Source organism: Kordia sp. E (assembly GCF_056033805.1).
The window spans coordinates 403,194-415,633 of the sequence record NZ_JBRASR010000003.1 but is presented as its reverse complement, the minus strand read 5'-3'; the positions used below and the strand labels follow the sequence as shown (position 1 = coordinate 415,633).

Here is a 12,440-nt window from a genome sequence, read left to right as displayed (position 1 = left end):
CTAGTATCAATATTTTTGGCGAAGAATCTTTTATATTATCGTTGTTTTGTTTAACTTTATAATTAAATAATTAAACATTTTTAAAATTTATGAAAACTGCTGACGTTTTAGATCACCTAAATGGTAGTTCAGTCTCAATAAATGGATTCAATCATGATGAAATTGGAGATGAACATATCCTGACAGGTATGGAAACTCCCATGCGTTCAGATGCTTTCCAAACCTCTGATGAAGAGAAGAAGCAAAAGATTGCCTATCATTTCTCTGAAATCATGGAAACCTTAGGGTTAGATTTAACAGATGATTCATTACAAGGAACTCCATCACGAGTTGCCAAAATGTATGTAGAAGAGATTTTTTCTGGTTTAGATCCAAAAAATAAACCAAAAATAGCCCTGTTTGATAATAAATATCAATATAATCAGATGCTAATTGAGAAAAATATCTTATTTTACTCGAATTGTGAACATCATTTTGTCCCAATTATGGGAAAAGCTCACATATCTTATATATCTTCGGGGAAGGTAATTGGATTATCGAAGCTTAACAGGATTGTGCAATATTATGCAAAGCGACCACAGGTTCAGGAACGGCTGACCAATCAAATCGCAATGGAATTACGTGATGTTTTACAAACTGAAGATGTTGCTGTAATTATTGACGCGAAACATTTATGTGTTTCTTCACGAGGAGTCAAAGATGATTCTTCTACAACAATTACATCATATTATGGAGGTGTTTTTAATACACCTGAAAAAATTCAAGAATTACAAAACTTTTTAAATAATTAAACTTATGGCACCTATTTTTTCAGACGTTATGGCTTTTGAAAATACAAAGTTCATATCAAGGAGTGATAAAATTTCGGCTTCACGCGAAGCAAAACGATTGATCTTAGGATTAAATGAAATATACAAGGAGAAGAAAGATCCAGCTATTATGGAGATGATGAAAAGGCTAACAACCTTAAAACGTAAGTACGAGAAGCGTTTATAAACAAATTTAAAACTTATAGAAATACGTAGTACTGTTAAGAGTTATATTTACTGTTAACATTGCTACGTATTATTATAATTGGCACTTAATAATATCAAATTATAAATGAAAAATATACTTATAATTGGAGGAAGTAAAGGTATTGGTGCTGCAATTGTAAAATCGCAACTAACACATCATAACGTACTAAATATTAGTCGTTCTAGTCCAGAAATCCATGCTTCCAACTTCACACATTACACTTGTGATGTTTTAGAAGATGAACTTCCAGATATTGAAGCCATTGATGCTTTAGTATATTGCCCAGGAAGTATCAACTTAAAACCAATCTCACGTTTAAAAATTGACGATTTCAAAAAGGATTATGATATTAATGTAATTGGCGCTGTAAAGGCAATTCAGAAATATTTACCTGTTTTAAAAAATGGAGAAAATCCAAATATTGTCCTTTTCAGTACAGTAGCTACTAAACTAGGTATGCCATTTCACGCAAGTATTTCTGCAGCAAAATCAGCTGTAGAAGGATTGGTGAAATCGTTGGCAGCTGAGCTTGCACCAACAATTCGTGTAAATGCAATTGCACCGACAATTACAAATACTGATTTAGCAAGTAAGTTATTACGAAATGATAAGATGATAGAAAATATAGCGGAACGGCATCCACTAAAGAAATTTTTAGAACCACAAGAAGTTGCAGATATGGCTGACTTTTTAATCTCTGATAAGTCACGTTCAGTTTCCGGGCAAGTTTTCACGATTGATTGCGGAATTGTTAGCCTTAAATTATAATAAATGAAGTTTTATATTCGACTTGTATTATTCCTAATCATTAATTTTAGTGCTTTAGGGATTGGAATGGTTTTAATGAATAATGGACCACAGACATCTTGGTACTTAGAATTGGCCAAAGCACCTTGGACGCCACCAGGTTGGGTATTTGGATTTGCATGGACAACTATTATGATTTGTTTTTCTGTTTACATGGCTAAACTTATAACAGTAAAAAACATAAAAAATGCTTCCATTCTTTTTGCGGTACAATTTGTATTAAATGTAAGTTGGAACTACGTATTCTTTAATCAACATATGATAGCATTAGGATTGATAAATCTAATTTTACTATTAGTAATCGTTTCATTTATAGCATTCAACTACAAATCTGAATTAAAGAAATTTACACTATTCATAGCACCTTATATTATATGGTTGATTGTAGCCACTTCTTTAAATGGTTATATTCTATTCAACAACTAAAAAATCATGCAAAAATTTAGTACTAAAGGAATTGTCTATCGATTGCACAGCAAACAAAACTTCCCCATATCTCTTGAAAAAGCATGGGATTTTTTATCAAATCCTAAAAACTTAAAAACTATAACTCCTGATTACATGAGTTTTGATATTCTCACAGAGAATGTTGGTCCAATGTATTCTGGGCAGATAATACAATATATTGTAACTCCAATTCTTAATATTAAAACACATTGGGTTACCGAAATTACACATGTAAAACATCAACATTATTTTGTAGATGAACAACGTTTTGGACCTTATACTATGTGGCATCATAAACATTTTATAAAAGAAATTCCAGGCGGAGTTGAAATGGAAGATATTATAGATTACAAAATACCATTAGGTTTTCTTGGAAGGCTTGTTCATCCAATTATTGTAAAACCAAAACTCAAAGAAATATTTGAATATCGTACTAAAAAATTAACTGAATTATTTGGCGCTTATGAAGGATAATTATGTGCTTTTTTGGTTTCGTAGAGACTTACGAATAGAAGATAACATCGGATTACACCATGCATTAACTTCAGGAAAGAAAGTAATTCCTTTATTCATATTTGATAAAGATATCTTAGATAGATTAGCAAAAGATGATGCTCGTGTAAATTTTATTCATGAAGAACTCCAAAAGATACATAACACACTTTTAACACTAGGTTCTTCCCTATTGGTAAAACATGGAAATCCTATTGACACAATTAAAGAGTTAATCAAGCTACATAATATTACTGAAGTCTATACAAATCATGATTACGAACCGTATGCGATTGCTAGAGATAAAGGAATAAACGAATTTCTATCTTCTCAAAATGTTGAATTTAAAACATATAAAGATCAAGTAATTTTTGAACGTGATGATATCGTTAAAGAAGATGGAAAACCGTATAAGATATATACGCCTTTTTCTAAAAAATGGTTAACGAAACTAACAAAAGAAGATTACACAAGTATCAACTGTGCTTCTCATTATGATAATTTTGCTAAAATTTCCTTTGACTTTCCTTCCTTAAAAGATATTGGATTTACAACTTCAGACATTAAAGTGCTGCCTTATAATATGACAGCGAATATTGTAGATAATTATGAAGATACACGTAATTTCCCTGCTATTGAAGGAACTTCTAGACTCAGTCCTCATTTACGTTTTGGAACGATTAGCGTTCGGAAATGTGTTCAAAATGGATTGTTATCTGAAAATACTATTTTTTTGAAGGAATTGATTTGGCGCGAATTTTTTATGCAAATTCTTTGGCATTTTCCAAAGTCCGTAACGCATAACTTTAAATCCAAATATGATGGCGTGAAATGGCGTAATAATGAAGATGATTTTAAAGCTTGGTGCGAAGGAAAAACTGGTTATCCGTTAGTAGATGCTGGCATGCGTGAACTCAATGAATCTGGTTACATGCACAATAGAGTGCGGATGATTACGGCAAGTTTTTTATGCAAACACTTATTAATTGATTGGAAATGGGGAGAAGCATATTTTGCTCAAAAGCTTTTAGACTTTGACTTAGCGCAGAATGTTGGAAATTGGCAATGGGTTGCTGGAACTGGTTGCGATTCTGCTCCATATTTTAGAATTTTTAATCCAACAACGCAAATTCAAAAGTTTGACAAAGCACATGGTTACATTAAAAAATGGGCTTCTGATTATCAAGAATTTACATATCCACAACCAATTGTTGAGCACAAATACGCACGCGAACGCTGTTTAGAAACGTATAAAAAAGGTTTAACATAATATCGCCCAAAAAAAGCATATCTTAAGAGGAAAAAATATGCTCATGAAAAATTCCTACTCTTTTATTTTTACGTTATTATTTTCAATTAGTTGCTTTGGTCAAGTCACTTTCTCCAACGGATCTAGTTCTTTAACGAATTCCACTTTAAAAAGTGGTGTAGCTATTGGTGTTACTGATATGAACGGTGACCAATTAGACGATATTATACGACTTAGTAATGCAAGTGATCTTCAAATAGAATACCAACAAGCTTCGGGAATGTTCACCAATTACACATTTGGAAGTACTGGGTCAGGTAGCGAATGGGGATTTGCAATTGCAGATGTAGATGACAATGGTTATAATGACATTATTGTTGGAGGTGCTTATAATAATTTAAAGTTATTGACTGCAAATAGTTCTGGTAGTGCCTTAACTTCTTCAAACTTAAGTACTCCAAGTATATTTTTACAGAATATAAATTTTGCTGATATTGATAATAACGGATCTATTGATATTTTTGCTTGTCATGACGATGGCGTTTCTGCTGCTTATAATAACGATGGAAGTGGTACTATGACTCATGATACTGGACTCATAAATGCTACTTCTACAGTTGCATCTGATAACTCAGGAAACTATGGAAGTATTTGGACAGACTATGATAATGATGGTGATCAAGATTTATACATCTCAAAATGTAGATTGGGCGTTACTGATGTTATGGATGGAAGACGGTTAAATTTACTTTTTCAAAATGATGGTAGTGGAAATTATACTGATGTAGCAAGTGCAGCCGGATTACAACCTATGGGGCAATCGTGGGCAGCAAGTTTTGAGGATTTTGATAATGATGGAGATATGGATTGTTTTATCATCAACCATGATATTCGTGACAATTTATATAGAAATAATGGAGATGGAACTTTCACTGACATTACCGCTACTTCTGGAATTCTTACAGAACTAGATTCGTATGGATTTGGAATACAAATAATTGCTGAAGATTTTGACAACGACACTTTTGTAGATATTTTATTGACTACACGAACAGCTTCAGGATCACATTATCTATTTAAAAATAATGGTAATCTTACATTTACTGCCATGACTGCTCCTTTTCCAACCTCTGGATTAAATATTCAAAGTGCAGCTACTGGAGATTTAAACAATGATGGATTTATGGATATCGTTGCTGGATTTGCTTCTGGATTCAATAGTCCATCTACAGATGCAGATATTTTATTTACAAATAATGGAAATAGTAATCATTGGAGTAAAATAGCATTAGAAGGTGTTACGAGTAATCCAAATGGTATTGGTGCGCGTATAGAGCTTCATGGTTCATGGGGAACGCAAATCAGAGAAGTACGTTCTGGAGAAAGTTATGGAATTATGAATTCACTAACAACTCATTTTGGCTTAGCAACTAATACTTCTATTACTAAAGTCGTTGTAAAATGGCCTTCAGGTACAGTTGATGAAGTTTTAAATCCTTCCATTGATCAACTATTAACAATCACTGAAGGAAGTGCTCCATTATCAAATGAAGAATTTAAAAAAGACTCCATTGTATTATTTCCAAATCCGACTTCTGGTCAAGTTGCAATACAACTACCAAATAACGCAATCGATGTTTCAGTTAAAGTAAATTCAATCACTGGCGAGGAAATCAGTAATTTTACAGCAAACGCTACTTCTAGCACTATTTTAAATCTAAACTTAGAGTCATTATCTAATGGAATCTATTTTGTAAATATAAACACTAGTAAAGGTTCATACATTAGAAAATTAGTAAAGAAATAACTCACGGTTGCACCTTTTTCAGGCAATATAAACTTATAATTAAAGGCATGCTAACGCATGTCTTTTCTCTTTTTTGTTTAACGTTTATGCTGTTTTAACAAACAATTAACATATTTTGTTTATACTTTTTTAAAAATGATTAAACAAAATTAATATATTTGTACCGATCGTTAAATAAAAAAAATGTTATGAAAAAGAAAACAACTTCAATTTTAATGGCTATTATTATTTCCCTATTCGCATTAACTTCATGTAGTGACGATGATAACAATACAGCCGTTACCAGTATTACAATCGCAGATTTTGTAAGTGCAAATTCTGATTACAGTTCTCTATTAGCTGCTTTAGAAAGAGCTAATTTAACTTCAGTATTAGCTGGAACAACTGAATACACTGTCTTTGCTCCTAATAATGCTGCTTTTGACACCTTCTTAAGCGCTAACAATTTTGCAAGTCTTGATGATGTACCTACAAATGTATTAACTCAAGTATTATTAAATCATGTTGTAAATGGTACAAACAATTCATCTTCTTTGAGTACAGGTTATATCAAAACATTAGCAGAAGAGGTTACTACTAGTAATAAACTTAGTATGTATGTCAATACTACTTCAGGAGTAATGCTTAATGGGCAATCTATGGTAACTGCAGCAGATATTTCTGTTGATAATGGAGTTATACATGCAGTAAACACTGTTATTGACTTACCAACTGTAGTGACATTTGCTACTGCTGACGCTACATTTGGAATTTTAGTTCAAGCATTGACTAGAGAAAATAGTTTCACATACGTAACTACACTTTCTTCTACAACCTCACCTGCTCCATTTACCGTATTTGCCCCAACTGATGCAGCATTTGTTGACTTATTAACAGAGTTAAATGTAACCGCATTAGGAGATATTGCAACAGCAACTTTAGAAGCTACTTTAAATACACATGTAATAGCTGGAGCTAATGTATTGTCTACTACTTTAACAGATGGCATGACAGTAAATACATTAGGAGACAATTTTACAATTAATACAGTTAGCGGAGCTACTTTCACTGACTCCAATAATAGAACCGGTAACATTATCGTTACAGATGTTCAAGCAGCGAATGGTGTAATTCATGTTGTGGACAAGGTTATTTTACCAGGCTCATAATAGTAAGTCTAAATTATTTTAAAACACAAGGATAACTAAAATGAATAGTTATCCTTATTTTTTTGGTTTAATTTTGTACCTTTTTGATCCCAAATGTCTCACTCATGAAACCATTGCCAATTATTATATTTTTTTTCATGCTCTCTTTTTGTCAAGCACAACATGTAGAGTTTGAAGTCTATTTTGATTTAGGCAAGTTTACATTGTCAAAAGCACATCAGAAAACAATCAATGAGCAAATAGCAAATTTAGACAGTACTCAGACGTATAACTTTATGATTAAAGGTTATACAGATTTTGTTGATACAGAAAACTTCAATTTAGAATTATCCAAAAATAGAGCTAGCGCCGTATATGATTATTTAGAAGCGTCATACAAATCGTTTATCAATTCTATTGAAAAAGAAGCAAAAGGTGAATTGCCACCTGATGTAAAGAAAAACGAACGTATTGGTGTAAAAAAACATCGTAAGGTTTCCATCACTATTTCAGAAAATGATCATGTACCAAAAATCACCAAACGTAAAGAAAACATTTATGCTGTTCCTGTCGAAAAGCTTCAAATAGGAAAATCCTATGAATTAGGGAAAATCAATTTTAAAACAGGAAGAGTAACACTTATAAAAACTTCAAAAAAACAACTTGAGAGACTTGTTCAGTTTTTAAGACGTAATCCAAAAGTACATATAGAGATTCAAGGTCATGTATGTTGTGGAGGCGACGATGACTCAGATGCCTTGAATAGTGATACTGGAACTACTACACTTTCTGTTGATAGAGCTCATTTTATTTATAGATATCTTATAAGTAGAGGTATTTTAAAAAAACGTTTAACCTACAAAGGATATGCTTTTAAAGCTCCTTTACGTTTTCCTGAAAAAGGTCGTCGAGATCGTAGCGCAAATAGACGTGTAGAAATTATGGTTACGAAGAATTGATATTTTGACCCAACTCATAACATAAGTTCACTATAACTATTTGATAGTACTTTTTTGAATAAACTCTTATTAAAACAACTAATTATTTAACACCTTTAATAAATCTATACTTTCTTTCATTTTATAGCCAGATTTAAGATTATCTAAAGAATCTAATTGTACAATCACCTGCTTTTTGTCGCCTTTTTTTAATGCTATCAATGCACTATACCAATATAATTGCGGTGTAAATAAAGTGGTTTCCTTTTTTAAAGCTTGCAAATTTTTGTAAGCCGTTTCGATATCTCCTGAATTCAGTAAACTCATTGTATAATAAAATTGAATATCTACATCATACTTCTTATCAAGCATTTTTTTAAATCCATGTAATGCAGTTTCGTAATCTCCGTTTTCATACGCCGCAAATAGTTGCGCCTTCTCCCCTTTATTATTTCCTCTAGTAATTGGATATAATGCATTTGGATACGGCTCAAAATATGTTGCATACAGTTCGTTTGAAGCATTATTAATTGTCAATTGATAATACCCAATACTAATTAATAGCATAAAAGCTGCTGCAATTGCCAACCATTTTTTATTGAAAAATAGAGTCCTTTTTTTTGTGGTTTCACTTTCTAATGATTGTAAGTATGTTTTTAATTCTTCACGCTCACTAGCCTGAATTGCTTTTTGTAAATCTGTATGTTTAGCTACTTTTTCGGCAAAACTTACATCTTTTTCTATTAATTCAATATAGTGCAACTCTTCTTTTTCTGAGAGTTTCCCTGCCAAATATTTTTGTATTAATATATCCTGCTCCATTAGTTTTTATGTATGAATGTCGTAAGCTTCTTAAGACATCTTGATTTGTGACTTTTTACAGTATTTTCATCTTTATAATGTGTGTGAAAAACAATATCTTTTATACTAAATCCTCTATAGTAAAATAGCTTTAGAATCTCTTTGCAACTATCGCCTAGCTTATTGAAATTCAGTCCTAATAACTTCTGTTTAGCTGTTGGCACTTCGTCTTCTATATTTATTTCTACAACTGTATGTAAAGGTGTATCTGTGAGTGCAAACATTTTTTTATTTGCTTTCAAGTAATCATAAATTTTATGTTTCCCGATTCCAAATAAATATGTTTTTACAGTACTATTTTTAAGTACTGTTTGCTTTGTAACAAAGTTTTGATGCATGGCAATAATTGCTTCTTGATATATATCTAAGATTGTATCTATATCTATATCATATTGTTTTGCATAATTTATAAAAGCCTCTTTAAAAGACAGGTAAACTTCTCCTAGTGCTTTTTTGTCATCGTTACGCAATCGCGATTGTAAATCTAATTGTTTCTTTTCCATTCAGTGCAAAATCAAAACAAAAGGTTAACAAAAAAAATAAAAAAAGAAAAAATGTTAACCTTTTCAGTTGTAAATATATAAAGAGGAAACGAAATGTAATAATCATGAAAACAATTTTTAGACTCAGCATTTGTATTAGCTTCTTTTTAACAACACAAATATCGAATGCACAACTACTAAAACGCATTCAAAACAAAATAGAAAACAAGGTTGAGGAAAAAGTAGAACAAAAAGCAATGGATGAAGCTGAAAAAGCCGCTGATACTATGCTCGATAAAGTTTTAGGAAAGAAAAAAACAACGAACGTAAATAAGACATCTAGTGTATACACATTTAATCAAAGCATTACGCTCGAAATACAAACTGAAGGCAATGAAAAAGCACAAATCGATTTTCTCTTTGATAGTAAAAACTCAGAAGTTATTTGTATGAAACTTGACAATGCAGGTGATGATAATGACGGAAAAGTATATGTCGTCATGACTCCAACTTCTAGTACGATGTTTATGGACATGCCTGGTATGAAAATAAAAAAGAAAGTATCTAAAGAAGAGCTAGGACAACTCGATTACGCAGACAAAATAACACAGCACAACGATTTAACAAAAACGGGACGTACCAAAACTATTCTTGAATATACATGTCATGAATATACATATGAAAACGAAGGTGGAAAAGTACATGCGTGGGTTACAAAAAACTTCCCGATCAATCAAAAATTTGTACCGATTCTTGGAATGAAAAAAGAAGGTCCATTTGAAGGTTTTGTACTAGAGTTACAGTATAAAGCTTCCAACGAAAGTGGTACTATTAAAGTAGTAAAACTTGATACCAACACAACTGTAAAAATCGACACAAACGTATATCAATCAATGTAAAAATAAAACTATGAAATTTATATACACTCTATTCTTTTTATGCACTACTCTAGCGTTTTCACAAAGTAAAAAACACTTCATAACTATTGCTTTTAGTGATGGTCCATTAAAAGGGACACACACATTTTATCCTGAAAAAGGAAACTATGCAAGTCAAGCCAATCTTGAATTATTTGAAGGTGTAAGCAACGTAAACGCTTCTAAATTAATGACCAAAGATGGTTTTCAAGTGCATTATATCAATCGTTATTTTTTGAAGGAAGCAGTCGCTGGAACACACAAGCCTAAAAAAAATACTTCGGGCTGTGGAAGCTTGAATTTTATTGATCTGAATAATACTAAATCGTACAAACGTATTGATGGTGATTTTACTGGTTGTACGCAAACAACCATCACAAAAATTTCTCCTTGGAAAGAAGGAATTGTCAAAAAACGTAGAACCGTTTCTGGTCATTTTGAAGAAACGCTTACCATGCGCATTCGCATGGATGATGGATCTGAAAAAACGATGAAAACCACTGTAAAAGTTACTTTTTCTGTGAACGAATCTAAAATGAAATAATATCAAAAAAATATCAAAATGAAAAAAATACTACTCGGACTTCTCTTATTTTTAGGGCTACATGCAAATGCTCAATATAACTTTGAAGAATTAGAAATAAATCCTAACTCCAATGGGGACTCTTCTCCACATAGTTTTGTAGAATTTAATGGAGAAATTTACTTTAATGCCTTTAATGATAATTCTGGTAGAGAATTATGGAAAACAGACGGAACACAAGCTGGTACAGTATTAGTAAAAGACCTATATACTGGCACAAGTTTTTTTCAGCAAAATAGTGGAGATCCTAGGCGATTAACTGTATTAAATGGTGAATTGTTTTTTACTGCCAAAACCAGTGCAGAGGGTAGAGAGTTATGGAAAACAGATGGTACTGAAGCAGGTACAGTAATAGTTAAAGATATTTTAACTGGTGTTGGAGACGGAGTAGTTTCAGGCTACCAACCTTTTACAATCTTTAACAATAAAATTGTATTTATAGCAGATGAACCTGGAGCTTCTAATACGTATCTGTATGAATCTGATGGAACCAATACTGGTACAAAACCCATTTCAACATTAGCTCAAATGTGGTTTAGTTCTCAAATAGAATTAGACATGTGCGTCTATAATGGTTCTCTAATCTTTGAAGGTAGAAACTCAAATGGAGCCAATTTAGGGAGAGAATTATGGAAAACAGACGGTACACAAGCTGGTACAACATTAGTTAAAGATATTAATCCTGGTTCTTCCAATTCGTTTCCAAGAGAAATGACAGTTTTTAATAACATCGTGTATTTTCATGTAGAAGATAATACATATGGTGATGAACTCTGGCAAACCGATGGTACACTGGCCGGAACTTTACTTGTAAAAGATATCAATACTGGAAGTATAGGAGGTATTGGAAGCTTTGCAAAATTTACTGAATTTAACAATAGGTTATATTTTTTGGCTGACGATGGTACTCATGGTAGAGAAATCTGGTTTACGGATGGAACTGAGTTAGGTACTGAAATGCTTTTAGATATAAATTCAACAGGAAACCAATGGTCTATTCCCATAGGAGATGGTACACAACAAACTTTTTATGTATTCCAGAACAAATTATACTTTAAAGCTACTGACAGTTTTAACGGAGGAAATATTGTAGACAACTTAGAACCTTGGGAGAGTGATGGAACGGCTTCTGGTACTAATATGATTAGCGATTTAAATACTTCTGGAAACTCTATGAACGAATACAACTATTTTATTGGCCACAATGACAAGCTTTTCTTTACTACGAATGATTTTAGTAATGCAACATTAGGAAACCTATATGTATATGACTTGACGAACACTCCAATAAAAATTTCACCACCAAACACAACGGCAACAGATGTAGACACTGATTTTCTTAGGCCTATTGTCTTTAATGAAAACTTATATATAAGTGCTTCTTTTGAAATTAACAACGTAGATAAAGGATCAGAATTATGGAAAATATCAGACAACACATTGAGTACTGAAATTATAGAGGAGGAGAAAATTTCTATCTATCCAAACCCAACATCTTCAGCACTAAAAATTAATTTCTCTAATAAAGATGCTATAAAATCGGTAAAACTATACAATGTAAGAGGGCAAAAAATGACTTTTAATTTTGACAAACAGAATAATATAATTGATGTTAGAGATCTTGCTAAAGGAGTTTACATTTTAAATATAAAAACTGATAATAAAACGTTCACTAAAAAAATTATTAAAGAATAGTAATTATTAAAAAATGAA

General features: G+C 31.9%; 14 protein-coding genes. 12 read left to right on the top strand and 2 right to left on the bottom strand.

Going from position 1 to position 12,440, the window contains the following annotated elements; translation table 11 throughout:
* The first annotated feature begins 89 nt into the window (after positions 1-89).
* The 9 genes from folE to ACUUYC_RS14980 all read left to right on the top strand — a co-directional run bounded on the left by folE (position 90) and on the right by ACUUYC_RS14980 (position 7,905).
* Positions 90-791 carry a GTP cyclohydrolase I FolE gene (folE, locus tag ACUUYC_RS15020; protein WP_474267070.1) on the top strand — a complete coding sequence of 234 codons (702 nt, stop codon included), beginning with the start codon at positions 90-92 and terminating at the stop codon, positions 789-791.
* A gap of 4 nt (positions 792-795) precedes the next feature.
* A complete protein-coding gene (locus tag ACUUYC_RS15015; protein ID WP_474267067.1) occupies positions 796-996 on the top strand; it encodes a hypothetical protein in 201 nt (66 codons plus the stop codon).
* A gap of 105 nt (positions 997-1,101) precedes the next feature.
* Positions 1,102-1,785: an SDR family NAD(P)-dependent oxidoreductase gene (locus ACUUYC_RS15010; protein WP_474267064.1), complete on the top strand. Its 684-nt coding sequence runs from the start codon at positions 1,102-1,104 to the stop codon at positions 1,783-1,785.
* A gap of 3 nt (positions 1,786-1,788) precedes the next feature.
* Complete coding sequence (locus tag ACUUYC_RS15005) at positions 1,789-2,250, top strand: TspO/MBR family protein (protein WP_474267061.1); 462 nt, start codon at positions 1,789-1,791, stop codon at positions 2,248-2,250.
* 6 nt (positions 2,251-2,256) lie between these two features.
* Positions 2,257-2,745, top strand: a complete 489-nt coding sequence (locus ACUUYC_RS15000; protein WP_474267059.1) for an SRPBCC family protein — start codon at positions 2,257-2,259, stop codon at positions 2,743-2,745.
* Positions 2,735-4,033 carry a cryptochrome/photolyase family protein gene (locus ACUUYC_RS14995; RefSeq protein ID WP_474267057.1) on the top strand — a complete coding sequence of 433 codons (1,299 nt, stop codon included), beginning with the start codon at positions 2,735-2,737 and terminating at the stop codon, positions 4,031-4,033. Before ACUUYC_RS15000 ends, ACUUYC_RS14995 begins: the two co-directional genes overlap by 11 nt.
* A gap of 43 nt (positions 4,034-4,076) precedes the next feature.
* Entirely contained in the window at positions 4,077-5,819 is a 1,743-nt protein-coding gene (locus ACUUYC_RS14990; RefSeq protein WP_474267055.1) for a T9SS type A sorting domain-containing protein, read from the top strand.
* Positions 5,820-6,007: 188 nt separating this feature from the next.
* The gene (locus ACUUYC_RS14985) at positions 6,008-6,967 is read left to right on the top strand and encodes a fasciclin domain-containing protein (protein WP_474267052.1); all 960 of its coding nucleotides are present in this window, start codon (positions 6,008-6,010) and stop codon (positions 6,965-6,967) included.
* Positions 6,968-7,104: 137 nt separating this feature from the next.
* Positions 7,105-7,905, top strand: coding sequence for an OmpA family protein (locus ACUUYC_RS14980; protein ID WP_474267050.1), 801 nt, complete (start codon positions 7,105-7,107; stop codon positions 7,903-7,905).
* A 78-nt stretch (positions 7,906-7,983) separates the two neighbouring features.
* On the opposite strand, the gene ACUUYC_RS14975 is transcribed toward ACUUYC_RS14980, so the two are convergent.
* Both ACUUYC_RS14975 and ACUUYC_RS14970 read right to left on the bottom strand, forming a co-directional pair.
* The gene (locus tag ACUUYC_RS14975) at positions 7,984-8,706 is read right to left on the bottom strand and encodes a hypothetical protein (protein WP_474267047.1); all 723 of its coding nucleotides are present in this window, start codon (positions 8,704-8,706) and stop codon (positions 7,984-7,986) included.
* A complete protein-coding gene (locus ACUUYC_RS14970; protein ID WP_474267045.1) occupies positions 8,706-9,248 on the bottom strand; it encodes an RNA polymerase sigma factor in 543 nt (180 codons plus the stop codon). The genes ACUUYC_RS14975 and ACUUYC_RS14970 overlap by 1 nt, the downstream gene beginning before the upstream one ends.
* A gap of 104 nt (positions 9,249-9,352) precedes the next feature.
* On the opposite strand from ACUUYC_RS14970, the gene ACUUYC_RS14965 reads away from it, so the two are divergent.
* The 3 genes from ACUUYC_RS14965 to ACUUYC_RS14955 are packed head-to-tail and all read left to right on the top strand — an operon-like array spanning position 9,353 to position 12,422.
* Entirely contained in the window at positions 9,353-10,126 is a 774-nt protein-coding gene (locus tag ACUUYC_RS14965; protein WP_474267042.1) for a DUF4412 domain-containing protein, read from the top strand.
* A gap of 10 nt (positions 10,127-10,136) precedes the next feature.
* Positions 10,137-10,688, top strand: a complete 552-nt coding sequence (locus ACUUYC_RS14960; RefSeq protein ID WP_474267039.1) for a hypothetical protein — start codon at positions 10,137-10,139, stop codon at positions 10,686-10,688.
* Positions 10,689-10,706: 18 nt separating this feature from the next.
* Complete coding sequence (locus ACUUYC_RS14955) at positions 10,707-12,422, top strand: T9SS type A sorting domain-containing protein (protein WP_474267036.1); 1,716 nt, start codon at positions 10,707-10,709, stop codon at positions 12,420-12,422.
* The last annotated feature ends 18 nt before the right edge of the window (positions 12,423-12,440 follow it).

Coding starts and splice junctions, on each gene's coding strand:
- ACUUYC_RS15015 (WP_474267067.1), top strand. CDS start 796: ATGGCACCTATTTTTTCAGACGTTATGGCTTTTGAAAATACAAAGTTC.
- ACUUYC_RS14965 (WP_474267042.1), top strand. CDS start 9,353: ATGAAAACAATTTTTAGACTCAGCATTTGTATTAGCTTCTTTTTAACA.
- ACUUYC_RS14980 (WP_474267050.1), top strand. CDS start 7,105: ATGCTCTCTTTTTGTCAAGCACAACATGTAGAGTTTGAAGTCTATTTT.
- ACUUYC_RS14995 (WP_474267057.1), top strand. CDS start 2,735: ATGAAGGATAATTATGTGCTTTTTTGGTTTCGTAGAGACTTACGAATA.
- ACUUYC_RS15005 (WP_474267061.1), top strand. CDS start 1,789: ATGAAGTTTTATATTCGACTTGTATTATTCCTAATCATTAATTTTAGT.
- ACUUYC_RS14970 (WP_474267045.1), bottom strand. CDS start 9,248: ATGGAAAAGAAACAATTAGATTTACAATCGCGATTGCGTAACGATGAC.
- folE (WP_474267070.1), top strand. CDS start 90: ATGAAAACTGCTGACGTTTTAGATCACCTAAATGGTAGTTCAGTCTCA.
- ACUUYC_RS15010 (WP_474267064.1), top strand. CDS start 1,102: ATGAAAAATATACTTATAATTGGAGGAAGTAAAGGTATTGGTGCTGCA.
- ACUUYC_RS15000 (WP_474267059.1), top strand. CDS start 2,257: ATGCAAAAATTTAGTACTAAAGGAATTGTCTATCGATTGCACAGCAAA.
- ACUUYC_RS14955 (WP_474267036.1), top strand. CDS start 10,707: ATGAAAAAAATACTACTCGGACTTCTCTTATTTTTAGGGCTACATGCA.
- ACUUYC_RS14990 (WP_474267055.1), top strand. CDS start 4,077: ATGAAAAATTCCTACTCTTTTATTTTTACGTTATTATTTTCAATTAGT.
- ACUUYC_RS14975 (WP_474267047.1), bottom strand. CDS start 8,706: ATGGAGCAGGATATATTAATACAAAAATATTTGGCAGGGAAACTCTCA.
- ACUUYC_RS14985 (WP_474267052.1), top strand. CDS start 6,008: ATGAAAAAGAAAACAACTTCAATTTTAATGGCTATTATTATTTCCCTA.
- ACUUYC_RS14960 (WP_474267039.1), top strand. CDS start 10,137: ATGAAATTTATATACACTCTATTCTTTTTATGCACTACTCTAGCGTTT.